General features: G+C 61.9%; 21 protein-coding genes, 1 tRNA gene and 1 pseudogene. 12 read left to right on the plus strand and 11 right to left on the minus strand.

Features of this window, described 5'->3' with window-relative positions; all coding sequences use genetic code 11:
* Positions 1-6 precede the first annotated feature (6 nt).
* The 4 genes from A0U87_RS05685 to A0U87_RS05700 are packed head-to-tail and all read left to right on the plus strand — an operon-like array spanning position 7 to position 6,563.
* Positions 7-1,416 (plus strand): hypothetical protein, encoded by a 1,410-nt coding sequence (locus tag A0U87_RS05685; RefSeq protein ID WP_063141541.1) that lies wholly within the window; start codon positions 7-9, stop codon positions 1,414-1,416.
* Positions 1,413-4,103: a hypothetical protein gene (locus tag A0U87_RS05690; protein ID WP_137405281.1), complete on the plus strand. Its 2,691-nt coding sequence runs from the start codon at positions 1,413-1,415 to the stop codon at positions 4,101-4,103. The genes A0U87_RS05685 and A0U87_RS05690 overlap by 4 nt, the downstream gene beginning before the upstream one ends.
* Positions 4,100-6,019, plus strand: a complete 1,920-nt coding sequence (locus A0U87_RS05695; RefSeq protein WP_137405282.1) for a hypothetical protein — start codon at positions 4,100-4,102, stop codon at positions 6,017-6,019. The genes A0U87_RS05690 and A0U87_RS05695 overlap by 4 nt, the downstream gene beginning before the upstream one ends.
* Positions 6,009-6,563: a hypothetical protein gene (locus A0U87_RS05700; RefSeq protein WP_137405283.1), complete on the plus strand. Its 555-nt coding sequence runs from the start codon at positions 6,009-6,011 to the stop codon at positions 6,561-6,563. Before A0U87_RS05695 ends, A0U87_RS05700 begins: the two co-directional genes overlap by 11 nt.
* A 211-nt stretch (positions 6,564-6,774) precedes the next feature.
* Here the strand turns inward: A0U87_RS05700 and A0U87_RS05705 are convergent.
* The 3 genes and pseudogenes from A0U87_RS05705 to A0U87_RS05715 form a co-directional block, all read right to left on the minus strand.
* Positions 6,775-7,659 (minus strand): annotated as a pseudogene (locus tag A0U87_RS05705) (ATP-binding protein); the annotation flags it as partial.
* A 50-nt stretch (positions 7,660-7,709) separates the two neighbouring features.
* On the minus strand, positions 7,710-8,384 hold the full coding sequence (locus A0U87_RS05710; protein WP_004208734.1) for an RlmE family RNA methyltransferase: 675 nt from the start codon (positions 8,382-8,384) through the stop codon (positions 7,710-7,712).
* A complete protein-coding gene (locus A0U87_RS05715) occupies positions 8,381-9,499 on the minus strand; it encodes a Ppx/GppA phosphatase family protein (RefSeq protein ID WP_010337284.1) in 1,119 nt (372 codons plus the stop codon). Before A0U87_RS05715 ends, A0U87_RS05710 begins: the two co-directional genes overlap by 4 nt.
* A gap of 336 nt (positions 9,500-9,835) precedes the next feature.
* Here A0U87_RS05715 and A0U87_RS05720 point away from each other — a divergent pair, with 336 nt between their 5' ends.
* From A0U87_RS05720 to A0U87_RS05735, 4 genes are all read left to right on the plus strand, one after another.
* The gene (locus A0U87_RS05720; RefSeq protein ID WP_122928367.1) at positions 9,836-13,168 is read left to right on the plus strand and encodes an autotransporter domain-containing protein; all 3,333 of its coding nucleotides are present in this window, start codon (positions 9,836-9,838) and stop codon (positions 13,166-13,168) included.
* Between the two features lie 125 nt (positions 13,169-13,293).
* Positions 13,294-14,427 (plus strand): endo-1,4-beta-xylanase, encoded by a 1,134-nt coding sequence (locus A0U87_RS05725; protein WP_010337282.1) that lies wholly within the window; start codon positions 13,294-13,296, stop codon positions 14,425-14,427.
* Positions 14,428-14,497: 70 nt separating this feature from the next.
* Positions 14,498-16,081: a Na+/H+ antiporter gene (locus A0U87_RS05730; protein WP_122928368.1), complete on the plus strand. Its 1,584-nt coding sequence runs from the start codon at positions 14,498-14,500 to the stop codon at positions 16,079-16,081.
* A gap of 5 nt (positions 16,082-16,086) precedes the next feature.
* Complete coding sequence (locus tag A0U87_RS05735) at positions 16,087-16,632, plus strand: nucleotidyltransferase family protein (RefSeq protein WP_010338406.1); 546 nt, start codon at positions 16,087-16,089, stop codon at positions 16,630-16,632.
* Here A0U87_RS05735 and A0U87_RS05740 read toward each other — a convergent pair whose 3' ends face one another.
* From A0U87_RS05740 to yajC, 4 genes are read right to left on the minus strand one after another with little or no spacing between them, the layout of a single operon-like run.
* A complete protein-coding gene (locus tag A0U87_RS05740; protein ID WP_313041677.1) occupies positions 16,633-17,034 on the minus strand; it encodes an MTH938/NDUFAF3 family protein in 402 nt (133 codons plus the stop codon).
* The gene (gene secF, locus A0U87_RS05745) at positions 17,031-18,014 is read right to left on the minus strand and encodes a protein translocase subunit SecF (RefSeq protein WP_010338409.1); all 984 of its coding nucleotides are present in this window, start codon (positions 18,012-18,014) and stop codon (positions 17,031-17,033) included. Before secF ends, A0U87_RS05740 begins: the two co-directional genes overlap by 4 nt.
* A 21-nt stretch (positions 18,015-18,035) precedes the next feature.
* Positions 18,036-19,637, minus strand: a complete 1,602-nt coding sequence (secD, locus tag A0U87_RS05750; RefSeq protein ID WP_010338410.1) for a protein translocase subunit SecD — start codon at positions 19,635-19,637, stop codon at positions 18,036-18,038.
* A gap of 7 nt (positions 19,638-19,644) precedes the next feature.
* On the minus strand, positions 19,645-19,980 hold the full coding sequence (gene yajC / locus A0U87_RS05755; protein WP_004208743.1) for a preprotein translocase subunit YajC: 336 nt from the start codon (positions 19,978-19,980) through the stop codon (positions 19,645-19,647).
* 244 nt (positions 19,981-20,224) lie between these two features.
* Here yajC and A0U87_RS05760 point away from each other — a divergent pair.
* A tRNA-Pro gene (locus A0U87_RS05760) sits at positions 20,225-20,301 on the plus strand.
* A 66-nt stretch (positions 20,302-20,367) separates the two neighbouring features.
* On the opposite strand, the gene A0U87_RS05765 is transcribed toward A0U87_RS05760, so the two are convergent.
* Positions 20,368-21,390 (minus strand): nucleoside hydrolase, encoded by a 1,023-nt coding sequence (locus A0U87_RS05765; RefSeq protein WP_137405284.1) that lies wholly within the window; start codon positions 21,388-21,390, stop codon positions 20,368-20,370.
* A 94-nt stretch (positions 21,391-21,484) separates the two neighbouring features.
* Positions 21,485-21,934, minus strand: a complete 450-nt coding sequence (locus A0U87_RS05770) for a DUF1003 domain-containing protein (protein ID WP_010338412.1) — start codon at positions 21,932-21,934, stop codon at positions 21,485-21,487.
* A gap of 837 nt (positions 21,935-22,771) precedes the next feature.
* On the opposite strand from A0U87_RS05770, the gene A0U87_RS05775 reads away from it, so the two are divergent.
* Positions 22,772-23,311 carry a glycosyl hydrolase 108 family protein gene (locus A0U87_RS05775; RefSeq protein ID WP_029547986.1) on the plus strand — a complete coding sequence of 180 codons (540 nt, stop codon included), beginning with the start codon at positions 22,772-22,774 and terminating at the stop codon, positions 23,309-23,311.
* Positions 23,312-23,325: 14 nt separating this feature from the next.
* Positions 23,326-23,622 carry a 3TM-type holin gene (locus A0U87_RS05780; protein WP_004208747.1) on the plus strand — a complete coding sequence of 99 codons (297 nt, stop codon included), beginning with the start codon at positions 23,326-23,328 and terminating at the stop codon, positions 23,620-23,622.
* A 180-nt stretch (positions 23,623-23,802) separates the two neighbouring features.
* Here the strand turns inward: A0U87_RS05780 and A0U87_RS05785 are convergent, their stop codons facing one another.
* A complete protein-coding gene (locus A0U87_RS05785; RefSeq protein ID WP_026108855.1) occupies positions 23,803-24,252 on the minus strand; it encodes a hypothetical protein in 450 nt (149 codons plus the stop codon).
* A 136-nt stretch (positions 24,253-24,388) separates the two neighbouring features.
* Between A0U87_RS05785 and A0U87_RS05790 the strand changes: the two genes are divergently transcribed.
* Complete coding sequence (locus A0U87_RS05790; RefSeq protein ID WP_010339522.1) at positions 24,389-25,063, plus strand: MnmC family methyltransferase; 675 nt, start codon at positions 24,389-24,391, stop codon at positions 25,061-25,063.
* Positions 25,064-25,616: 553 nt separating this feature from the next.
* Here A0U87_RS05790 and A0U87_RS05800 read toward each other — a convergent pair.
* The coding region (locus tag A0U87_RS05800) for a hypothetical protein (RefSeq protein WP_137405285.1) at positions 25,617-26,072 on the minus strand (456 nt) is incomplete at its 5' end.

Here is a 26,072-nt window from a genome sequence, read left to right on the forward strand (position 1 = left end):
TTTATCGTGCCCCGCTTTGAGTATGATCCGATTTCGCTCCAACGCGACCTTGGCCGACCTGATGCTGCCTTCTTTGATGATGAAATGAAGCGCCTCGCCCTGGAGGCAATCGATCACTACGCAGTTCAGATTGAGCAGCCGATCATACTTCACTCTGATTGGACCCTAGATGATACGCTCACCGGCTTTGCGGATAGGATTGCTGCAACCCTGACATCGCGCGAAACTTGGCGAACTTACGCCATTGAGGCTGAGGTTTTCGCTCGCTTCCTCATGGCGCGCCATGGAAGAAGGCTAGCAGACCTCAGGGAAGCGGACCTATGGGAATACCGCAACAGGCGACTATACGGCCCGCTTTCAGAGAGGCTGTCTCCAAATAGTTGGAACAAAGTTGCCGCCGTCATCCTCCGAATGCTTCGACACCTTAAAATCCACTTCTCGGAGGTGACTTGGCGATCATACTGCGGCACCCGGGAAGCAGACGACCAAGTTAAAATGGTTTCCTTGGAAAATTACGTAACATTTCGCGAAACTGGAATGATGTCTGGCAGAAACAATCTGCGCAATGGCGCTTTCTCCGAAATGCTCGTAACAACCGGCATCCGATGTAATGAGTGTTCTCACATCCTGAGGCAGGAAATACCAAAGATCGGCCTATTTCAAGACGACATTACAAGAATTTGGTCTATACCTGCTACTGTTACGAAGTGGGAAAAAGGCAGAGATACTTTTATTTCAAAAAGAGTTATTAAGAACTTTATCAACCCTTATATTTACGAGGAACGCTCGCATGTTGCAGCAAAAATAATCTCGGAGCGGTTCCCTCTCAAATCATACTCTCCCCGAACTTTGACGATGTCGAACAACAGCATATTTTTTCAACTTCGTCGGCCAGGCATTGCAGAAGTTATCGCTGGAGACGCGAGGAAGATTGAAATGCCGCTCGCAAACTTCACTTTGCGTGAGCGCGAGCGTCTTATCGAGGTTCGTCCAATTGGCCAACCAAATCGTTTCAAGGTTGTCGACTTCGGGTCGCTCTGGATTTCCGAGATTGGAACATGCGTTTCGAATTCCGCTTGGCGTTCAGCGTTCTCCGCAGCCCTTGCACGATCCGGCCTTGAAGAACAGGTCGGTGTCGACATCACCCCTCACGTCTTGCGGCACACGTTCGCTGTCTACATGCTCAGCTTCATGCTGAAGGGACTGGTCGAGCTTCGCATAGCACGGGGACATCTCAACAGCCGTGGCGAGATATATGACGCTCTGATCGGAGATCCGCTGCAGGTTCTTCAGGAGCTTCTCGGGCACAGGAGCATCAAGACTACTTTCAAATACCTTAGATTCTCGCGGAAACACAGCCGGATGATCAGCTTGGCGTTTGAAGCGTGGGATGCACACATGGCACTCGCAGCATGAGCAGATCACGCAAAGCTAGCGTCGTCTCCTTCGACGAAGAGGCGGACGCGAGTGACTGCAAGCAAGCGATCGTCAGCGGCGCGACTGTTGAAGGTATGGCTCTCGTCGCTTCTGTTGCCAGCCAAACCGTTCGGTGGGATTTCGCCAAATATCGGCGCAAAAATCTCGCGATAAACTTCATGATGTTGATGTTTGATGTTTTGAATTTAGGTCGATTATTTACCAGTTGGAATACTTTTCTTAAGTACAAACATTCAATCTCTTACATCATTAAAAACATTGATGCGATTGATCCATACAATGATATTATAGATATTAGTTCATTTTCGAGGTCGTTTGTAGAGCGACTAGATGGCCCTGGCCTATCAAGTGCCGCTTACGGTCGCCTCCTGGTACTCATTGTCCTGCTGAGGGAAGCGCGCAAAGCAAACCCTCAATCAGTTTCGGAGGATTTAAGAGGCTCGAACGTTTCGGACCGCCTTAGCTTTATTAGTCGTTGGCCCAAGCCGAAAAGCACGCCTCGAGACCCATATACACCCTACGTCGCCAGCCAAATCGAACAAGCGGCGCGCCTGGAGCTTCAGGTCGTCCTGAAAGAAATGCGGGCTGGCCGACACGCCTTCGATGAAAAAAGTGCGAAGGATGTGATGGATCTCACGCCGAATTGGCGAGGCGTCATGAAATATGCCGGAGGAAAGTCTTACAGTTCCGTTGTAAAAGAATACTCTAAGATCGTTGATGGATCTCCTCTCAAGAGAGTCCCAACAAGACAAGTCGATGTCTCGGAATATAGCCAGATTGAAGTCTTTAAATTGGCACGATCATTAGCTATTGGGAAAAAATTGACAGGGGAGTACCGGATAAAACTATCAGGATCGGAGATAGCTGCTCTCACAAAATACTCATTTCATTTTAACTTATTAAAAATTTCTGAAGAAGATAAGCATCTTTCAGGCGTTAAAACAAATATCATAAATGGTCGTTCTATCGAAAAATCGCTCATATATTTATCTAAACCCGTTAAAATTATTGAACTTAATAGAAAAAACCCCGTAGATCTGATTATTCAAATTAAATTGCGAGTTCACGTTCTGAGGTCTTGGCTTTACAACGGATTGCCGCGTTCGAAATTCGATACGTTGCACTTCCATATGTGGGATGTCTGCTTATGGAAAGATGACGACTATGGGATCATTCCGATTGGCATTGGCAATCTCCGCAATGTTGCGGACAGTCACGAGACGTTAGAAGAACTAATCAAGCTGATAGCCGCCTTAGCTAGAAGATTCCCCGGGCATCCGAACAGGGCCCATTCGAAAATGCTGATCCGCAAGATCGAATACCTTGAGGCCGCCGTTCTGGGAGAGCAAGCCCTACAACTCGGAGATGAAGCTTCGACAGCTAAATTTCTGGAAGAGTGGGAAGATCCGCGCCTTGGACTCGGGAAACTCGTGCACAAACGGACGATCACGACCCATGCTAGATATGGTGGTTTGGTACAATGGGCAGTCTCTCTTTTTGCTGCATTCCAAATCTCAAGGCGGCGGCAGTTAGGCAGCGTTGCTCCGTCGCCGACGCCCATTGAGAACCGCAAGAGCATTGAAAAGCTTGTAGCGTCTTTTGTCCCCACCACTCACCAGCTGACGAGCTTCCTGTTTAAGCTGGCCCTCATGTGCGACATAGACTTGGGTTCATTGAAAGAGCTGGATCGTGAATGCCTGAGGAACTCAGAAGGTGGTACGATAGATATATTCTACAGAAAGAACAGAAATTCTAAGAAACTCCTATCACGCACTGTCAAGGATGGAAGCTTGGAAACCCCGGGCGGATTGATCAGAGCTGTTTTGGAGATAACAGATCTAGCAAGCCAAATACTTTCGAAGCACGGACATCAAGATGCAAGAAAATTATGGCTGGGTGTTTTCAGAGGTTCTGGAGTACACGCTTGCGATTTTTTCGATACTAAGAGCCATCCTTGGGTAGCGTTTTGTGATCGCAACAAAATTACCAATGATAATGGCGACGTTCTAGATGCGATCCAGCCATCAAGATTCCGTAAGACAGTCAAAGCGGTAAAATATTTGAGAAGTGGCGGCGATGTCAACGCTATCGCTGACGACAATAGTAAAAACGTTGCCCGGGACCACTATGCAAATCTTCCAGCGCTTGCTGAGATGCACGACGAAGCTGTTGCCAGTGCTTTTAGGCGCGCTTTGTCGGATTGTGACCATCGCGTTCTGCCAGATCTATCGAATAGGGAATCGGAGGCTGAACAGCTAAGTCAAGCAACAGGCTTCAGCGTGGCCACCTGTCTCGCTGTCATTGATGGTGAAGAGGATGTCTGGCTAGCCGGCTGCTTGGACTTCTCTGCAAGTCCATATGGCGCCAAGGGAGAGGATTGCCCTACGCCATTCACCGAGTGCTTGCACTGCCCCAACAGCGTATTCACCGCCCGCAAGCTCCCCAATCTATTGCGCTTTAAAGGTATTTTATCCGATCGGCGAACTGAGGTCGGCGACGAAGAGTGGGCAGCGCTCTATGCGGAGGATTGGTATCGCTTGACCAAACAGATACTTCCCAGGTTTAGCGAGGCGCAGATTTCTGGAGCTTCGAAGATTATTCAAGGAGACAGTCTCGACGACGACCCTGAACTATTCATTCCGGCGGTGATTGGACTTTCGGCATGACTGATGGCGTGACAGAGGTGGCTGCGGCGAAGCTAGGTCTCAAAATCGATCCGTCTCTTCCCGTCATCCCGAAAAACTATCTGGACCCAGGGGAGCCTGCCGATCAGCTCAGCATCAAGGGTGACAAAGAGTGGGATCTTACTCCAGGAATCGCGAGGACAAATGTTCCAACCCATGACCGGAAAGTGAGATTCGAGGACTATCCTATTGAATATGCTGAATTAATATGGGCCTATTCATGGTTATGCATGAATTTTGATCATAGTTGCGTGGCGACTAATCTCGCCGCAGTTCCGCCGGCTAGAGTTCGCCGAGAGGCGAAGCGACTGTTGAGATACCTTCGTTTTATGAAGAACAGGGGCGTTGGCCTCGCTAACATCAGGGATTCAGATAACGACGCGTGGATGGCTCTCTTTCGGGGCCAATCGCACCCCAGCAGAGTGAGGGCCTCCTCAGTTCCGAAGCGCCTTCACATATATCGGGATTATCTCGACGTAGATATGCCTGCAGAGGGGCCTTGGAGAGATCGCGAAGCGAACGAAGTGCTTGGCAAAAGAGAGCAGACCTTCGTTAACACGACAAACCGCGTGCCGCGATCGATCATGGATCCGATGCTCAGATGGGCCCTGCTTTATGTCGATGTCGCTTTCGAAGATGTTTTGCGTATTGCCCGAGGAGATCGAGCATCTGTTATCCGTCCAACGACAGGCTGCGCCTGCATCCCCGGTACAAATGTCAGTTGGCGTTCGGACAAACATAGAGATCGCTTTCGGTATGAGCAGATACATCTATTTGTGACAGCAGCTTACATAGTCACTGCCTACTTATCCGGGATGAGGGATTGCGAAGTGCAGGCGATCAGGCGCGGTTCTGCGCGAGTGAAGCGGGATGAAGAGGGCAATCCGTATCGGCATTCGATTGTCTCGATGGCCTTTAAGCGTCAGCACGTCAGAGGCGTGATCGAAGAGTGGGTGGTTTTACCAGAGGTGCATCGCGCTTTAGAACGCGTCGAGAAAATATCCGACTTGATGCGGGAGTTAGAGCCACGGTTCTTCGAATGGCCGGACTCGGACCTGCTTTTTCGAAGATACTCTAACGTTCGGACGAGTGTTGCGGCGATCACGATCCAGATTAATCAGTGGCTGCGAGCATTCGAGAAGCACGCGACTCTGTTGGCAAGTGATGCGATCGCTAGAGCGAAAACCAAGAAAGAGCGTGAGCACATTGCCCGCAACTATTTGATCCCGGTGCACGACTACGGCCGCCCATGGAACTGGATTAGCCGCAATTTCCGGCGCACGATTGCTTGGTACATCGCAACTGAGCCGTTTGGCGTAGTTGCAGGCAAACGGCAGTTTGGCCATGTCCAAGAGACTACCTTCCAGGGCTATGCAGGCTCTTGGAAGGCGGGATTTCGCGACGAGATTGAGGTCGCACGTCAGATCGGCAAAACGCGCGATATTGTTGAGATGTATGCTCACGTCAGAAACGGTGGAACCTTGGGCGGCCCCAAAGGGAAGGAACTCGCAGACGAGTTCAGAGCGGTTGCCGCAAAGCTCGGCGACCTCCCTGGCCAGGTTGTGGACGAGAAGCGTCTCCTTGGAATGCTCAAGAACGCTACGCGTGAAATCTACCCCGGGCTCTTGAACGACTGCTATTTCGATAGAGCGACCGCACTTTGCCTTCATCGACCGGGTTTGAAAGGTCGAGACAAGCCCTACTTCGCCCAATGCGATTGGGAGAAGTGCCCAAACAGCTGCTTCTGGGGTAAGCATCGGGCGGCGTTTCAGTCCAGCCTCGAGCATGCGCAAAGCCTCAGAAAAAGGCCTAAGCTATCCAAGAACCAACGGACCGCACTTGACGTGGTGATAGCAAAGTACCGCTCATCACTGAGCAGGGCAGAGCATGCCTGTTAAAAGTGCGAACTCGGAAGCTGTCCGCGCCGCTGTGCAGCGCATCCTTGACGGCGATCCGCTTCGCGCGCCGAATTGTGATTTGCTCGATGCCAATCTTGTTTTGGAAGCTGGGGTGTCAAGAGCCACCCTGTATCGCTGTGAGGAACCCATGATCACGTGGCGGCTGGCCAAGGAAGCTGCGGCTGCGGAAGCTATTAAAGCCCTTGGCGCTCGAAAGGTCGAGGACCCCTCACTGGACCTTACTGATGAGCTACTCTGGAACACCGCTCGGATTGACTACGCTGCATTCCACAAGATGCCTGAGGAAATCCAGTTGGCCTGGGTGGACATGAAGACTGCGGTGCCATGGCGCTCTAGGCGGGAGCATGTCGGGTACAACGCAGATCAGGTGATCGAAACACTCGTCAATCAGTTGTTCGGGGCGACACTTGCACTACGCCGGGCACACGAGACAATCGAAGCGCTAACGGAGCAGGTCAACAAGTTGGGCGGAAACATCGTCCCGATCCGGCCAACTCAAGGCGGACCTGAGACGTCGGGCTAATTTCCCAGGTGAGGGAGCCCGGCGCTGAGCGCCGGGTCCATGCCTCCTATTGAGTGTCAGGCTCGGGCAGGATCAGCGCTGCGCGGACGGGAAAGCTCCGCGCAGATCCTGCCTTCCGCAGAAGGTCCTGCTTCTCGGCTATCATACAGGTAAGTTCTACGCGGTGTAAATGTGACAGAAAGTTTGAGACTGCATCTGATCTTCGCGGAGAACCCAGATGGGCCATGCTGACCTCGCCAGGCCGCGCCTTGAGGCCACCACCGACCAGAGCCGCCATCGATGCGCTATGATGCGGATTGCGGAACGGCCGGGCGCGGCTGATCCGTCCGCCCTCCAGCGTGCCGGCGACGCTCGCGACCATCGACGTTTCCAGCGCCTCAGTCGGCGTCAGCTCGGGCAATATTCCGGGCAGGCAGCTCGCCATCAGCGACTTGCCCGCCCCCGGCGGCCCGACCATCAGCAGATTATGGCCGCCGGCCGCCGCGATCTCCAGCGCCCGCTTGGCGCTTTCCTGCCCCTTCACCTGGCGCAGGTCAGCGGCCCGCATCGGCGGCTCGACCGCGCCGGGCTGGGGCGGCGACAGTGCGGCCGTGCCCTTGAAATGATTGAGCAGGCTCAGAAGATCGGGTGTCGCCACCACCTCCACCTGCCCCGCCCATGCCGCTTCGCTCCCCTGTGCAGCCGGACAGACCAGCCCCAGATCCTGCCCGCCGGCATGCAGCGCCGCCAGCAAGACGCCGGGCGACGGCGCGGTGCGGCCGTCCAGCCCCAGTTCGCCGACGACGATATAGCCCGCCAGCGTCTCGGCATCGATCACCCCCATCGCGCCCAGCAGCGCGATCGCGATCGGCAGGTCGAAATGCGATCCTTCCTTGGGCAGGTCGGCGGGGGAAAGATTGACGGTGATCCGCTTGGGCGGCAGCGACAGGCCGATCGCGGCGATCGCATTGCGCACCCGCTCGCGGCTTTCGGCCACCGCCTTGTCGGGCAGACCAACGACGATGAAAGCCGGCAATCCCGGAACAAGCTGGCACTGCACTTCGATCGTGCGCGCTTCCAGGCCCAGATAGGCCACCGTCGAAACCGTCGCTACCAAAGGCCCCGCCCCCTTCTTCCCCCATGAAGGCGGCCGATCGCTTGTCCCCGTTACTCTTGCGCGTCCGGCCGTCCCTTGAATCCCTGCGCCACGACATACCATTCGACGCTGCCCTTGCGGCTCGCCGGCGGCTTGGCATGCTTGATCGTGGTGAAATGCTTCTTGAGCACCGCCAGCAGCTCCGCGTCGGTGCCACCGGCAAAGACCTTGGCGACGAAGGTGCCGCCCTTGCGCAGATTCTGCACGGCGAAATCGGCGGCCGCCTCGACCAGCCCCATGGTGCGCAGATGGTCGGTCTGGGCATGGCCCACCGTATTGGCCGCCATGTCGGAAATCACCAGGTCCGGCTCCTGCCCCAGCGCCTCGCGCAGCAGGTCCGGCGCCTTGTCGTCCATGAAGTCCATTTCGAACAGGGTGACGCCGGGAATCGGATCGACCGGCAGCAGGTCGATGCCGACCACCGCCGCCTTGGGCGCCATCTTGCGGATCACCTGTGCCCAGCCGCCCGGCGCCACGCCCAGGTCGACGACCGCGCGCGATCCCTTCACGAAATGGAATTTCTCGTCCAGCTCGATCAGCTTGAAGGCGGCGCGGCTGCGCCAGCCTTCCTGCTTGGCCTTGTGGACATAGGGGTCGTTCAGGTGCCGCTCCAGCCAGCGCACCGACTGCGCGGTGCGCCCCTTGGCGGATTTCACCCGCACCTTGCCTGCGCCAGAACCCCTCACGTCGTTGCTCCATGGCGGTCCATCAGGCCGCGCAATATGCCCTCGCGAATGCCGCGGTCGGCGACGCCCAGTCGCTCGGCCGGCCAGATGTCGAGGATCGATTCCAAAATGGCACAGCCCGCGACCACCAGGTCGGCGCGCTCCGTGCCGATGCAGGGCAATCGCTGCCGATCCGCCAGCGCCATGGTCGACAGCCGTTCGGAAATCGCGCGCATCGAACTGCTCGGCACGATCAACCCATCGATCGCCTGCCTGTCATAGCGCGGCAGGTCAAGGTGCAGGCTGGCCAAAGTCGTCACCGTGCCCGACGTGCCCAGCAGCCTGATGCCCGCTTCGCCCTGCGGCAGGCGACGGGCGAGCGGCGCGAACGCCTCGGCCACGCGCGCGCGCATCCGGCCATAGGCGGCCAGCCGCTCGGCCGGATTGGCATGGTCGAACAATTCACTCTCGGTCAGCGACACCACGCCCCAGGGCGCGCTCACCCAATCGACGATGCGCGGCGCGCCGTCGCAATGGGAATCGACCAGCACCAGTTCGGTCGATCCACCGCCAATGTCGAAGATCAGCGCCGGGCCATTGCCCTCTTCCAGCAGCGCGTGGCACCCCAGCACCGCCAGCCGCGCCTCTTCCTGTGCGCTGATGATGTCGAGCGCGATCCCGGTCTCGCGATAGACGCGCTGGATGAACTCGGCGCCATTGCTCGCCCGCCGACAGGCCTCGGTCGCGACCGACCGCGCCAGCGTCACATGGCGCCGCCGCAGCTTGTCGGCACAGACCGACAGCGCAGCGATGGCCCGGTCGATCGCCGCATCGCTGATCCGCCCGGTGGCCGCCAGCCCCTCGCCCAGACGCACGATCCGGGAAAAGGCATCGACCACGATAAACCCGTCCGCTGACGGCTTGGCGATCAGCAGACGGCAATTATTGGTACCCAGATCGATTGCCGCATAGGATCGGCGGTCACGCGCCGTGTAGGGATAAAGGCCCCGTTGCTTCGACGGGGGCGTAATGGCCGCAGCCTTGCTCCCATTACCCGAACCGGAACGGGCGGACTTGCCCGAAACGCGGCCAACCGGGCCGGAACTCTGCGGCGATGGGCGGCTATGCTGCACCAAGGCCGTATCTCACTTCATCAATCGCCGATCGCGCAAATCCGATCGGAACTTGCCTTCATGCTTAAGCGGAACCGCCCGCTTCCGCAAGTGGGCGGGAAACAAGCCGAAAATCCCCGGCATTTCTTCGACCCATTACATTTGCATAAATTACATAATCGATACCGTTAACATAGAAAACGGCATGACCGCCGGATCAGTCAATCAACGTTGGATATTCATAACGCAAAGATAACATTGTGTCTTTTTGGATACATGACAGAAACTTTCATTTTTGGGTAATTGTCTTGCGCCTGATAGCTGCATAGCCTCGCCAACGGTCTTTGGGGAGTTAACATCATGCGCATTCGTAAGAATGGCGCGGGCCTGTTGGCACGCGCCGGTCGTTCTGCCCTTTTGGCATCGGCCGCTCTGTCCGCTCTGAGCATCGCACCGGCAGCCCATGCCGTCGTGCCGAACGACAATAATACGCCGGCCGACATCGTCGATGGCACCGATGTGAACGGCGTCGGCATCATGTATCGCGCCGACGGCTATGTCTGCACCGGCACGCTGATCAATCCGCGCACCGTCATTTTCGCCGCCCACTGCGTCAATGATTATGACCCCAGCACCTACAGCACGGTGAATGACGGCATTCCGGTCGCCTTCGCCTTCCAGAGCAACGCCCGCCCCGGCCTCGTCAACTGGATCAACAACGGCTATCGCACCAACACCGCGCTCAGCGTCTATAACGTCAACAATATCGCCTATAATCCGGACTCGCTCGATCCGCCGGCGCTCAGCTTCCTCTATGGCGACACGGCGATGGCCACGCTCGACACGCCGGCCAGCGACGTGCCGACCTGGGCGATGCTCTTTTCCGCCCTGCCCGCGCCGGAAAGCATCAGCGACACGACCGGCACCGGCTATCATGTGACGATCACCGGCTATGGCCGCAGCGGCAGCGGCACCACCGGCAACAGCTATGGCATCGATTATCGCCGCAAGGTGGCCGAGAATTTCCTCGGCATGCTCGGCTCGCTCGACGATATCGACATCTTCCTGTTCGGCGAAGGCGGTGGCTATACCCAGAATCTCTACCAGACCGACTTCGACGATCCGACCCGGACCAACGAATTCGACTTCAATGTCTTCAAGGACGATGCGCTTCCCAATGAAGGCAATACCGCCGGCGGCGATTCCGGCGGCCCGCTGATCCTCGACCAGACCTTTGACCAGAAGGTGGTGCTGGGCGTCCTGTCGGGCGGCAGCCGCTACTTCCTGGAACAGCCGCAAAGCTCTTATGGCGGCTCCGCCTTCTATCAACCGCTCTACCTCTTCTGGGACTGGATCGCGCAGAATAATCCCTATCGCTACGCCACTGCCAAGGCCGGCGACGGCAAATGGAGCGACGCCAGCCACTGGGTGACGGCGCTCGATCCCAATTACATGATCATCGACAGCAACGGATCGTTGGTGAACGGCGTGCCGACCACGCCCGGCGCCGGCGCCTTTGGCGAGGATGATGCGCAGAAGTTCGGCCAGGTCTGCTACCAGCCCAATGATGGCTCGGACGACGCCTGTTACGACGTCGGCACCGACACGCTGCTGATCAATGGCGAGCCGGTCGAGGCGACCGACGCGACCACCACCAGCGGCAGCAAGACCGTCGCCGACAACAAGGGCAAGGTCGAGATCGCCGAGCGCAGCCCGTCTGATGGTGCCGCCAGCCTGGCGGACGAGGCCATCGTGGAGGCCCAGGCGGAGGGCGATGCCGTCCTGCCCGCCGCGACCCTGGCCAACGGTCTGCCCGGCGCCACCAATTTCGTGCCGAACAATATCGACCCTGTCGCTGCGCAGGGCGTCGTCGGTCGCTATTATGACGTCACGCTCAGCGCCGCCGGCAAGACCACGCTCGACATCGACGCCACCGTCGATCGCTTCACCATCTCGGGCACCGGCTCGACGCTCGACGTGACCAGCGCCGGATCGCTCACCAGCCTGATGGACATCAATCATCTCGCCGGCGTGGTGAATGTCGATGGCGCGGTCGAAACACCGGGCGACTATCTGCTGCTCTCGGGCCTGCTCTCGGGCAAGGGCACGCTGCGGACCCCCTATTTCACCAACATCATGGGCGTGGTCGCGCCTGGCGGCATCGGCACCATCGGCACGCTCACGGTCGAGGGTAATGCCATCCTCTCCTCGGGCAGCACGCTGCATGTCGACCTTGGCAGCAGCGGTTCCGATCTGCTCGCGGTCAAGGCCACCGATGATGTCGAAGGCGTCGCGGCGGTCGATGGCAAGGTCGTCTTCGGCGCGGCGACCGGCGCCAAGCTGCGCTATGGCAGCCGCTACACCTTCCTGACTGCGGAAGGCGGCGTCGAAGGCACGTTCGACACGCCGACCAACATCAGCGCCATCCTGAAGCCCGTGCTGACCTATGGCGCCAACAGCGTCAGCGTCACGGTCGATGCCGGCACCTATGCCGGCGTCGTCAATGGCGGCTCGCAGGTGCAGACCAGCTTTGCCCGCCTGCTCGATCAGAACCGCGCCCTCTACGGCAATTATGCCACCCTCTATGGCGAGGCCGACCTGCTGAGCGTCGCCGCGATCCAGGCGTCGCTCGAAGCCATGGCACCGCGCACCGAAGCGCTCCGCACCTCCATGTCCGAAGTGCTGAACGACAATATGGCCCGCTTCTATCGCGATCGCCTGGCACGCGTCAGCGGCGGCAGCATGGGCGGCACGCTGACCATGACCGGTCAGCCGCTCCAGCTCGCCGCGCTCAGCATGAACAATCTGAACCTGGGCATGGATCAGGGCGGCGGCAACGAAACCGTCACCCAGGAAAATGCCCTGCCTGAAGACGTCAGCGCCTTCATCGCCGGCGGCTATATCGACGGCAAGAGCGATCCGATGCGGGGCGCCATCACCACCGGCCGCGACAAGTTCGACGGCTGGTATGGTGCGGCCGGCATCGAAAAGATGATCGGCGACGATGCCGTGATCGGCCTGGCCGCCTCCTTCAGCGAGCTCAAGGGCAATACCGGCATCGGCGACACCGCCCGTTCCCGCCTGTACCAGGCCACCGTCTATGGCAATTGGGATCTGGGCGGCGTCGTTCTGGATGGCGTCGGCAGCGCCGGCACCCTCACCAGCAAGACCAAGCGCGCCTTTGCGGTGGGCACCACCCCCTACACACTGCGCGGCAGCGACCAGCAACTGGCCCTGTCGGGTGAGATCGGCATCGGCGCGCCGCTGGGTGGCGACGCCTTCACCATCACGCCGCGCGCCTCGCTGCGCGGCGCCTATATCAGCGGCGGCAACCTCGCTGAATATGGCGGCGACACCGCGCTGGTGATCCATCGCCATGCGATCCAGAGCGCGCAGGGGCGCCTGGGGGCCACGGCGAAGATCGATGTCGGCGGGTTCAAGCCCTATCTGACCGCCAATTATGTCCATGAGTTCCGCGACCAGCCGGCCTATTTCCTGGCCAATTTCGTCGGCGGCACCGGATCGCTCGCGCCCTTCGCGCTGGGTGGCTCGGACAAGAATTGGGGCGAAGTGGGCGGCGGCCTGACCCTCAGCACCGGCAATGTCGACATCAGCCTGTCGGCCGACACCACCGCCTGGCGCGGCAACCTCAGCTATCAGAGCTATCGCGCCGCACTCAAATTCCGCTTCTGACAGTAGCTCCCCGGCAACAGAAGCATTGGGCCGTCCCGCATGGGGCGGCCCTTTTTTTTTTGCGGGCAGCCCCCTCCGGCCAATTACCGATTGCCTCTGCGCCTCTCCGCTCGGACAAATGCAGCATGAAAGACCATGGCCCGCCCCTGTCCCGCCGGCACATGCTGTCGCTGACGGCGGGCGCCATCCCGGCCCTGTCCTGCGCGCCCGGCCTGGCCGTCGCGCCGCCTTCCGGACTCGACGCCATCGCCCGCAGCCGGGGCCTGCGCTTTGGCACCGCCGTATCGCCCACCCATCTGGACGATCCGGCCTTTGCCCAGTTGATCGTCCGGGAATGTTCGGTGCTGACCGCCGAGAATAATTTCAAATGGAAATATCTCGAAGCCAAGGAGGGACAGCGCAACCCGGCAAAGGCGCTGCGCGTCCTGCGCTTCGCCAGCCGCCACCGCATGTCGCCGCGGGGCCATACGTTCGTCTGGAACCAGGATGATCGGGTGCCCGGCTGGCTGATCGCCAATGAGGCGGCGCTGGCACAGAAGGGTGGCGCCCCGCTCATCGCCCTGATGAACGATCATGCCCGCTATATTGCGACCACCTTCCCCCAGATCGAATCATGGGACTGCGTGAACGAGGCATTCGTCGTCCAGAGCGGACAATTGAAGAACTCGATCTACACCCGCATCCTTGGCCTGGGCTTCTTCGACCTCGCCTTTCAGCTGATGGCGCAATATGCCCCCCATGCGCAGCGCGTCTATAATGGCAATATGAGCTGGGAGCAGAATCCCGATCATCGCGACGCCGTGCTGCGCGTGCTGGAACAGGCGCTCAAGCGCGGCGTGCCGGTCAATGCCATCGGCATCCAGAGCCATCTGGGCAATACGCTGGGCCGCGGCCGCGACGAACGGGCCTGGAATCGCTTCCTTGCCGAACTGGACGCCATGGGCATGACGGTGCTGATCACCGAACTGGATTGCGCCGACCGCCATCTGAGCGACCAGGAGCCGGCCAGACGCGATGCCGAAATTGCCGCCTTCGTGAAGGGCTATCTCGACATCACGCTCAGCCATCGCAATGTCTCCCAGGTCATCTGCTGGGGCCTCAGCGATCGCTATTCCAATCTCAATCGCGACAGCTATCCGACCAAGAGCCGCCGCCCGGATGGCCTGCCCATGCGCGGCAACCCCTTCGACGATGCGCTGCGGCCCAAACCCTTTTATGATGCCATCGCCACCGCCCTCGCCGCCTGTCCGGTGCGATGATCGGGCGGACCGCTGGACAGGATCGGCGACCCTATTAGGGTAGGGCGATCGACAGACAGGGGCCAGGCCGATGCATCCGGTGGAATTGTTCGAACTGCTGGTGGCCATGCTGCTGGCGATCATCGCGCTTCATTATGCCGCGCATCGGCTGGGCCTGCCGCCGGCGGTCGCCTTGCTGACCGGCGGCACCTTGCTCGCCTTCGTGCCCGGCCTGCCGGTCATCTCGCTTGACCCCGAACTGGTCCTGGTCATCTTCCTGCCGCCGCTGTTGATGGACGGCGCCTGGTTCATTGCGCTGGGCCATCTGCGCCGCCACCTGATCGGCATCATGTCACTGGCGATCGGCGCGGTGATCTTCACCACGCTCGTGGTCGCCGCCGTCGCCCATGCCCTGATGCCGTCCCTGCCCTGGGCCGCCTGCGCCGCGCTGGGCGCGATCGTCTCGCCGCCCGACGCCATTGCCGCGCGCGCCGTGCTGCAACGCGTGCATCTCCCCCGCCGCCTGTCGGTCCTGCTGGAGGGCGAAAGCCTGTTCAACGACGCCAGCGGCCTGGTCCTCTTCCGCTTCGCCATCGCCGCCGTCGCAACCGGCAGTTTCAGTGCCGTGGCCGGCCTCGAAAGCTTCATCCTGCTCGCCGTCGGCGGGCTGGTGGTCGGCGGCGCGATCGGCGCCATCTGGGTGCTGCTGGTCCGGCGGCTGGGTGACGATTATCTGATGATCGCCTCTTCCATGCTGGTGCCCTGGTCGGCCTATCTGCTGGGCGAAGCCTTCCATGTTTCCGGCGTCATCGCCACCGTCGCAGCCGGCCTCATCTGCGGCTGGTATCAGCATATCGTCTGGTCCGCCTCGGTGCGGATGCGCGGCACCGCCTTCTGGGCGGTGATGATCTTCCTCATGGAAGCGACCGTGTTCATGCTGATCGGCTCGTCGCTGCGCGGCGTGGTCGACCGGGTCGGCGGCTTCGCCGTCGTGCTCGACAATATGGCGGTGCCGGTGCTGCTCATCCTGCTCGCCCTCACCGCCGCCCGCTTCGTCTGGGTGTTCGGCTCGGACGCCATCATCCTGCTGCTGCGCGCGATGGGCCTGCGCCGCTACAGCCCGATCGGCCCGCGCGGCGCCACCGTGCTCGGCTGGGCCGGCATGCGCGGCGTGGTGACGCTGGCGGTCGCACTCTCCGTGCCGGAGGGCTTTCCGGGGCGCGACTTCCTGCTGGTCGCCGCCTTTGGCGTGATCCTGGGCACCGTCCTGATCCAGGGCACCACGCTCGGCCTGCTGATCCGCTGGGCGGGCCTCTCCGACCCGATTCATGATCGCCCCCGCCTCAGCATGAGCGATGCCGAAGCCGCCATCGCCAGGGTCCAGGCCGTGCGCGTCGAACAGCTCGCCTATGATGCGGCAGGCGAACTCATCCACCCGCAACTGCTCGAACGCTATCAGCGCCGCGCGGTCCTCTCGAAAAACTATGCCGGGCAGGAAGAACAGTTCGCCGACCGGCTCCACGCCCATTTCGATCTGGTGCTGGAGGCAATCGCCGCCGGCCGCGCCGAACTGCTGCGCCTGCACCGCGCCGGCGACATTGACGAACATGTGCTGCAGGAACTGGAACGCGACCTCGACCTGGAGGAACTGACCGCCTGGTCGATGAAGTCGTAATCCGCATGGAAGCCCGTTTGCGCGATCTGCTGAACGCCGATCCCTGGCGCATGGCCATCCTGCATCTGCTCCGCGCGCTTGACCTGCCCGATGGCTGGGTCGCCGCCGGCTTCGTGCGCGATGCGGTCTGGGACCATCTCCACGGCCACGCCCCGTCGATCCCCGTCGGCGATATCGACATCATCTGGTTCGATCCCATCCGGACCGATCCTGCGCTCGACCGGCAGATCGAGCGGCAACTGGCCACGCTGCGCCCGGACGTCGACTGGTCGGTCAAGAATCAGGCGCGGATGCACCTGCGCAATCGGGACGCCCCCTATGCCGATGCTGCCGACGCGATGCGCCACTGGACCGAGACGGCGACCGCCATCGGCGTCCGTCTGACGCCCGACGACCGGCTGGAGGTCAACGCCCCCTTCGGCCTGGATGATCTGTTCGGCTTGCGGCTGGTGCCCGGCCCGGCCTTTCTCGGCGCCAGGCGGACGATCTTCGATGAACGGGTGCGCGCCAAGCAATGGCTGGCGCGCTATCCCCGACTTCAGCCCGGCTGATCAGAGCGGCAGCAGCGCACCCACGATCCAGCGTTCCTCGGCACGCAGCACGCCCCAGGCGCGGGCAGCGGCGCGGCTGTCCATCGCCTCGACGCCGATGCCGCGGGCTTCCAGTTCCCGCACGAAGGCGCGGGGCGGCTGTTGCAACCCGCTGCCGGTGCCCAGCAGCAGGAATTCAGGCTCCAGTTCCAGATGGTCGAACAAATCGCCCAGCGCCGCGACGCTCATCGCCGACACCGCCGGCGCCTGCATCCAGGCCAGTGCCCGGACGGGGCTGAGCAACAGCCCGTCCGGGAAGACATCGTCCTTCACCCGGAAGCCCCGGCCCTGAAAGCCGGTGACGATCGGACCCTGGCCGCTATCGTCGCGGCGCAGTTCGATTCCGGTGTGACGGTCGCTCAGGGCTGGGCTCCGTCGCGCGGGCCCATGCGCTCGGCCTGGGCGGCGATGCCGCCCTTCTTCGCCTTCTTCTCGGCCGTCTGCGGGCTCAGGCCCAGCGTGATCAGCAGCGAGGAGGAGACATAGACCGACGAATAGGTGCCGACGATGATGCCCAGCATCATGGCCGCGGTGAAGCCGCGCAGCACATGGCCGCCCAGCAGCAGCAGCGCGCCCAGCGCCAGCAGGATGGTGACCGAGGTCATGACCGTGCGCGGCAGCGTCTCGTTGACCGACAGGTCGATCAGCGACTTCATGTCCATCTTGCGATATTTGCGCATATTCTCGCGGATACGGTCGTCGATCACCATCTTGTCGTTGATCGAATAGCCCACGATGGTCAGCACGGCGGCGATGATGTTGAGGTCGAACTCCAGCTGGGTGATCGCGAAGAAGCCCAGCGTCATCAGCACGTCGTGGACGATCGCGACGAAGGTCGACACGCCGAACTGCCATTCGTAGCGGAACCAGGAGAAGATCGCGATGCCGATGATCGCCAGCACAACCGCCAGCACGCCATTCTGGATCAGTTCGCCCGACACCTTGCCCGACACCGTGTCATAGCGCGAGAAGGTGACGCCGGGGAACTGTGCCTCCATCGCCTTGCGGGTCTTTTCGACCACCGCATTGGCCGCGCCGGCGCCGCCCTGTTCGGGCAGCGGCAGGCGGATCTGCACCGTCTTGGGATCGCCGAACTGCTGCAGCGAGCTTTCGCCCACGCGCAGCCCCGCGATCGTGTCGCGGACCTTGTCGGTCTCGACCGCCTGCGGGAACTTCGCCTCGATCATCAGGCCGCCGACAAAGTCGACGCCCAGGTTCAGGCCCTTGTAGAAGGTCGCGCCGACCGCCAGCACGGTCAGCAGCAGCGTCAGGCCAAAGGCCCAGTGGCGCAGCTTGACGAAGCCGATATTGGTGTTGTCGGGGACGAGCTTGAGAAGTTTCATGGGTTGTTCCTCCCGCCCCTCTTAAATGTGGATGTCCGTGGGACGAGTGCGACGCACCCAGCCCGAGACGAGAACGCGCGTGAAGGTCACGGCGGTGAACACGCTGGTCGCGATGCCGATCAGCAGCACGATGGCGAAGCCCTTGACCGGGCCGGAGCCCAGCGCGAGCATGATGCCACCGGCGATCGCATGGGTCACGTTCGCTTCGAAGATGGTGCGGCTGGCTTCCTTGTAGCCGAACTCGATCGCCTGCACGACCCCGCGCCCGCGTCGCCGCTCTTCGCGAATACGCTCATAGATCAGCACGTTCGCGTCGACCGCGGTGCCGATGGTCAGCACGAAGCCGGCAATGCCCGGCAGGGTCAGCGTCGCGCCCAATATGCCCATCACGCCCAGGATCACCAGCACGTTGATCGCCACGGCCAGGTTCGCATACATGCCGAACCGGCCATAGCTCACGAACATGAAGGCGGCGACGGCAACGACCGCGACGATCGACGCGACCAGGCCGGCGCGGATCGAATCGGCGCCCAGGCCCGGACCGACAGTGCGTTCCTCGACCACGACGAAGTTGACCGGCAGCTTGCCCGACCGCAGCGCGATCGCCAGCTGGTTGGCGCCCTCGACGGTGAAGCTGCCCGAAATCGTCGCCGACCCGCCCAGGATCGGCTCATTGATGTTCGGCGCCGACAGCACCTTGCCATCCAGGATGATGGCGAAGGGGCGGTTGACATTCTGCGACGTCACCTTGGCGAACTTGTTGCCGCCCGATCCGTTGAAGCGGATGGTGACATTGGGTTCGTTGGTCTGCTGGTCATAGGTCTGCTGCGCGTCGGTCAGCTCCTCGCCCGACACCATCACCTGGCGGTGGACGGCGATCACCGGCGGCCCGGCCGGATTGGTCGGATAGGGCAGGACTTCGCTGCCCACCGGCGCGCGGCCCTGGGCCACCTCGCTCGGATTGGCGCTCATGTCGACCAGCTTGAATTCCAGCTTCGCGGTCTGGCCCAGCAAAGCCTTCAGCGCCTTGGGATCCTGCAGGCCCGGCACCTGCACGACGATGCGGTTGGCGCCCTGCTGCTGGATGGTCGGCTCGCGCGTGCCCATTTCGTCGATGCGCTTGCGGATGACTTCGGTCGCGACCTGCATCGCGCTCTTGACCGCATTGTCGATTCCCGCCTGGGTCGGCGTGATGACGATGGTGGAGCTGTTGACCACCTCGACATTGAAGTCGCGCTGGCCGGTCAGGCCCGCCCCCTGGGTCAGCGGGCGGATGCGCTCGACGGCGGCATCCACTTCGCTCGGGTTGCGGACCATGAAGCTGAGCTTCCCGTCACGGCTGGAGATATCGCCGATCGCGATCTTCGTCTCGCCCCGGCGCAGTTCCGTGCGGACCTGCTCCTCCATATTGGCGAGCCGCTGCTTGGCCACATCCTGGGTCGACGCTTCCAGCAGCAGATGGCTGCCGCCGGCAAGGTCGAGGCCCAGATTGACCCGCGTCTGCATGAAGGGGGGCAGCTTCGCCACCGTCGAATCGGGCAGGAAGCTCGGGACGGCGCAGAAGATGCCGATGATCAGCGGCAACAGGATGCCGGCGATGGCCCAGCGCGAGAAGTTCAGCATGGTTGGATCAGTCGTTCGCGGGCTTGGCGGTGGTCGGGTCGATCACGTCGGCCAGGGTCGACTTGACCGCCTTGACCTTCATGTTCGGCGCCAGCTCGATATCGACATAGATGTCGTCGACGCGCGCGACCTTGCCGACCAGGCCACCGCCGGTCACGACCTGATCGCCCTTCTTCACGGCGTCGATCTTGCCCTTATGCTCCTTCATCTTCTTCTGCTGCGGACGGATCAGCAGGAAGTAGAAGACGACGAAGATGAGGACCAGCGGTGCCATCTGCACCAGGATACCGGCGCCGGAGGCTTGCCCGCCCGCGGTCTGGGCAAAGGCTGGAGTAATGAACATGGTGGGACTTTCGCCTTGTTTTTCGGTCTCCCCAACCCGCAGGGCGCGGGCATGGGATCAAGCGCGGGCGGCTAACACAGATGGCCGGGGCAAGGCAACAAGCTTGGCTTTTCGCGCCCGGAATGACGGGCTTTGAAAGCATCGGGCAAGGGACGGGAAAGCCGTTCATTTGCACGCTCCGCAAAAAGCCTGCATCGAATCCCTTGCAACTTCCAATTCATCCCTCTATTGGGCGCCCTCCGGTCGGGACGTAGCGCAGCCTGGTAGCGCATCACACTGGGGGTGTGGGGGTCGGAGGTTCGAATCCTCTCGTCCCGACCAAAATTCTCCGAACATCGCCATAATCCATGATTTTCGCCGCTTCGGCGGAGGGCCTGCCCCTGCGTGTCAGACGCTGCCGGCCCGGATCTTGGCAAACATGTCCGCAAAGGTCAGCCGGCTATCGATCCGGGTGAAGACGCGCATCGGCCGCCCGGCCGGATGTGCGACATAGCCCGCCTGATCGTTGATCCGCGGCGTCGGCCGGATCAGATAATCGCTCGACGCCGCATCGGGATCGAAGGAGGATTGCAGCGCGGTCAGTGTGACCAGCGGACTGTCCCCCAATATATAGGTTTCGCCGAGCGGCGCATCGATCCGCCTGATTGCCCGCTCCAACTGATCCAGCAGATAACGGCCCAGCCGCCCCGCCCCTGCCAGTTCCCGGTCGAGTTCGGCATGACTGATCATCAGCGTGCGATAGACGTTGCGCGGCACCTGCCAGATCTCGACTGCCGAATCGTTGAACAATGCCTGCGCGGCGGCCAGATCGATGGTCAGATTATATTCCTTGCTTGCCCGGACATGGACGGTGGGATCGACATCCCCATGTTCCGGCCCGCCGATCCAGATCAGGATGATCCGCCGCGCGATCTCCGGTCGCAGGCGCACCGCTTCGGCCAGGTCGGTCAGGCCAGCCCCCGCAACATAGAAGAGGGGCAATTTGCTATCAGTCCGTTGCGCTTCGGCGATGATCGCGGCCACCGCCGGGGTGGCCGATGGCGGCATGCCGGGCGCCGGCGCGGCATTGCGCCCCGCCAGCACCGGCGGCCGATGCGGCAGCCGCATGCAATCCATAATGGCGCTGACGCATTGCACGGCATTGTCGGCTTGCCGGTCCGACCCGTCGAGGAAATCCCTGGGATGAATATGCGATCCGATGACCAGCGGGATCTGCACCGAAGGCGACAACAGATGATGCGCCAGTTGGAACAGGCCATCGGGATCGCCGGAAAAATCATTGTCGATGATCACCCGGCTGCGGACCCGCGCGGTCAGGGCGTGAGCCGGCCCGGTCAGTGATGCCTGGCCGGCCAGCCCCACAAGCCCCGCCAGCCATGTTCGCCGATCGATGATAAGCCTGTTCTGCACGACCTGACCCTCCCCATGTCGCCCCATTGGACATGCAGCCACATTGCGGGACCATGACCCACAATGTCAAACAAGACCCGGAAATGCCGGAAGATCAGTCGGCCGCCCCTGCCATATCCCCCCTCTCGCCCGCCATCGCCAGCAGCAGGTCGATCTTGTCGTGCAGGCTGGCAATCTGCGCTTCCGATCGCAGGTTGGTCTCATAGTCGAGCCGCGCCTCCAGCCGGTCCTTGGCCGCCTGGCGGTTCTGGCTCATCATGATGATCGGCGCCTGCAACGCGGCCAGCATCGACAGCATCAGGTTGAGGAAGATGAAGGGAAAGGGATCGAAGGCATGGCGCGCCAGCACCAGCGTGTTCAGCAGCGCCCAGGCGACCAGGAACAGGCTGAAACCGATGATGAAGCGCCAGGAACCGCCGATCGCCGCGACGCGGTCGGCCAGCCGCTCGCCATAGGTCTGGCCGTCATCGAACAGGCGGTTGAGATCAGGGGCCTGGGGTCCGCGGCGCAGGGAGCCGACGAGAAAACGGATGGCTGCATTCATGGATCACCTCGTGCGACCGCGCCTTCGGGGCGGGCGGGTGATCCGAACCTGTCAGTTCGCCCCCATGCCCGAACGCGCGGTCTTTCGACTATGGTCGTTGTCGGACATGATTTCCTCGAAAGGATGGGCGGAATATTCCGGCTGGAACAGGATGGCCGCTAGACCCCGCACCGCGCCGGATCAATCCGCGCAATCATGAAATCTTGGTCATGTTGGAGAGGGGGGGCGGACTGTCAGCCTACCCTCTCCCGTTCACGGGAGAGGGAGGGGCCCGCGCCGAAGGCGTGGGAGGGTGAGGGTCTTCTGAAACAAGCCGCCCTCATCCAACTTCGCCTAACCGGCTTTGCCGGCAAGGCTTCGTATCCTTCTCCCGCCAACGGGAGAAGGAATGAGCGCTCCTGCTCGCTTCGCGCCAGGCAGCCTTCCGCCCGGAAGCGGACCGAGCGCTATCCGGGCTGCGCCATGCTGGCCCCGCCCCGACATCCCCTTTCCTACGCTCTCTCTCCCTGCTCTACACTTGGTGGTGCGAGTGAATGCGCCCGCGCCAGTCGACCGGTGCGTGCCGCGTGCAAGCAAGGCGCGTGGGTGTCGCGTCCGGGGCGCGTGCCGCGCGCGGCGTTAACGCGGCACGATGGCCCAGCCCCTGTTGGACGGGGCGCGTTCCAGTGCATGACCGACGCGCAGCAGAGGCGTTGCCGACGCGGTTCAGGCGCGAACGACCCCAGAAGCCCGTTTACACTGAACTTCGACAGACGCGCCCATGCCATTCCACCCTGTCCTACAGATAACCATATGGGATAAATGATTCGCCATCCACGAACCATGGAAGGGCCAATCATGGACATCGACACATTGCTGGACGAACTGATCGCGCGGGAGGGTGGCTATGTCGACCATCCGGCCGATCGCGGCGGGCCGACCAATATGGGCATCACGCTGGGCGTCGCGCGGGCGAACGGCTTTGCCGGCGACATGCGCCGCCTGCCGCCCGCAACCGCGCGCACCATCTATCGCCAGCTCTATTGGGATGGGCCGGGCTATGCCGCGGTCGCGCAGCAGAGCATGGCGCTCGCCGCCGAACTGTTCGACACCGCCGTCAACATGGGACCGGGGGTCGCCAGCACCTTTCTCCAGCGAGCGCTGAACGCGCTCAACCGCAACCAGCGCGACTATCCCGACCTGAAGGCCGATGGCGCGATCGGCGCCCGCACGCTTGCCGCGCTGCGCGCCTTCCGCACCCTGCGCGGCACAGCCGGCGACGCCGTGCTGATCAAGGCGATCGAGGCCTTGCAGGGCGAACGCTATCTGGCGCTGGCCGAAAGCCGCCCGGCCAACGAGGCCTTTCTCTATGGCTGGCTCGCCAACCGCATCGGCTGAAGGGAGACGCGATCATGTTGAAGACCGACGATATTCCCCTGCTCCCCGGCCCCCTCCCCACCGAGCCGACCGACCTGTGGACCCAGCGGTCGCGGCCGGCCTTTCTCTACGTCATCTATGCGCTGCTGCTCTGGTCGATCCCGATGGGGCTGATCTCGGGCTGGCAGCCGGAGGTAGCGGGTGCGATCATCGCGGGCATGCGCGCCTATCTCGACGCCCTGCCCGAGCCGCTCTACGCGCTCTTCGGCACCGCCTATCTCGGCTATACCGCGGCCCATGCCTGGGGCAAGGCGAGGGGCACGGAGCGCTGACAGCCTGTTTGAAAAATCGCGAAAGAGCGATTTTTCAGCGCGGTACCAGCCCGCTCCCCCGCCCAACCACCCGATCCAGTGTCATCCTGTCGGGCGGTTGGGCGGGGGAGCGGGCCGGAACCGACTTTCTCAAACAGTCTCTGAGAGCCAGAGGCGGTGCGCAACACCGCCCCTTTCGCCTCAATTATTGACGTAAAAGTCGCGCAGTGCCCGCGCATCATGCAGGGCATTGTGCGGCACCCGGCTGTTGGCCGCCGCGCTGAAGCCCGCCGCATTGATCAGTTCCAGCCGCAGCCCATAGTCGACCGCCGCCATCTGCCCCGGCCCGGTGGTCAGCAGCGCGCAGAAATGGGCCAGATCCTCGGGCCAGTCGGCGATGATCACCGGATCGGAATCGCCATCCAGATAGGCGGCGATATGGTCGGCCGCCTCGATCCGGCTGAGTTCATGGTCCAGCCCCGGCGGCACATGGCGCAGATAGGGGATGACATGGCGCTCGACCCAGGGTTCGATCACATCGGGCAGTGGCAGCGACGCATAGAAATCATCGTCGCCATGTTCGGGCACCAGCGCCACGCTGATCAGCGCGCCGCCAAAGCCGTTGAATTCGGTATCGAGAAAATAACGCATGATGGGGGTGCCGATAGACCCCTGCGCCGCCGCTGGCCAGCCCATAGGCGGCGAACCGTCCGATGGGCCGCCATTGCGCAGCGGCGCGCGACCTGTCATGCGGCCGCTTTCCCCGCCCTGCTTGAGGACCATTGCCATGACACCGCGCGAATTGCTGGGCACCGCCGCCGTTCCGGGCGGACAGGAACTGCGCCTCTATCGCCGCGGCGGCGACTTCATGATCGTGCTCGACCGCAATGAGCTGATGAGCAGCCGGATGAACGGGTCGGAAAAGGCGCTGGCGCTGATGACGCTGGAGCGACTGGGCAAGCGCGCCGGCCTCCATATGCTGATCGGCGGCTATGGCATGGGCTTCACCCTGCGCGCCGCGCTCGCGGAAATGGACACCAAGGCACAGATCACGCTGGCCGAACTGGTGCCCGAGATCATCGAATGGGCGCGCGGCCCGATGGTCGATCTGGCCGCCGGCTGCCTGGACGATCCGCGCGTGCGGCTGGTGATGGATGATGTCGCCCATGTGATCGCCGCCGGCCATGGCAGCTATGACGCGATCCTGCTCGACGTCGACAATGGCCCGGACGGCCTGACCGCCGACGCCAATGACCGGCTCTATACCAATGCCGGCCTCTCCAGCGCGATGCGCGCGCTCAAGCCCGGCGGCATATTGGCGATCTGGTCGGCGGGATCGGACGCCGCCTTCACCCGGCGGTTGCAGAATGCGGGCTTCGCGGTCGAGGAAGTCGCGGTCAAGGCGCGCGACAATGGCAAGGGCCCCCGCCACGTCATCTGGTTCGCAACCCGCCGGCGTTGAGGGTCCGTTTTAGAAAGCCGGTTCCAGCCCGCTCCCCCGCCCAACCGCCCGATCCAGCGTCATCCTGTCGGGTGGTTGGGCGGGGGCGCGGGCCGGCACCGTACCGAGACATCGCCCTTTCGCGATGTCTCAAAAAAAGCGCCGCACCCCGGACATGAGAGGGGCCGCCGGGACGCAATGCCCGACGGCCCATCATGTGCATGGTCAGCGGCCGGAAACCGCCCAGAAGGAAGACAAGTTCGCGCTAAAGCCCCTGGCGGAGACGGCCTGTATGTCGGCGCTCTTGGTCTCTACACCATGAAGGGTTTGTACCGACGCTCCGGCGTCGTCAGCGGCGCGTTTCCCGAATGGACTTGACCGACCCCATTGCTGAACCATGAGACATCGGATCACCTCCTTTCGCTAATTAAGCCCGCGTGACCGGCTTTGAGCTACCCCTCGATCGGCCACGAGACGGACTGTGAATCAGACGGATTGCAGGATCAAGACTTGTAATATTCTTTTTTGGAATCATACTTGAACGTCCGCGCCGAAACGGCGGGACCGCTGATTTTCAGCCCCGACACTCCTCGATCACGCGCGATATTTCGGCCCAGGCCGGCACGATCAGCGTCTCCTGCCCCTGCACCTCGATCGCGAACCGGCCCCGGCTATAGGCGAGCTGGTCCAGCACCGCGTCGCTCGCGCCGCGCACGGCAGTCAGCTGCGGCACCTGCGTCCCCGCCATCACCGCCGGCCAGCTGCTCGCGCCATAGCTTGTCCGCACCGTGATCGCCCCCTGCCCGCCGCCGGCGCGGCTCAGGCTGATCCGCCGTGTCGCCCGGTCGCAGCGCAGCGTCAAACGCGGGGCAGAAGCCGACTCGCCAAACAGTGCGACCGGCCCGGCCGGATCGGCGCGATAGGTCCAGTTGCCCGGCGTCGCAGGGCGATATTGCCACTCGACCGCCGCAGGCTGGGCCGGCTCGGCTGGCGGCACCGGCGCAGGCCGGGGTGCTGGCGCGGGGCGCGG

It is taken from the genome of Sphingobium sp. MP9-4 (genome assembly GCF_005281675.1).
Taxonomy (GTDB): domain Bacteria; phylum Pseudomonadota; class Alphaproteobacteria; order Sphingomonadales; family Sphingomonadaceae; genus Sphingobium; species Sphingobium yanoikuyae.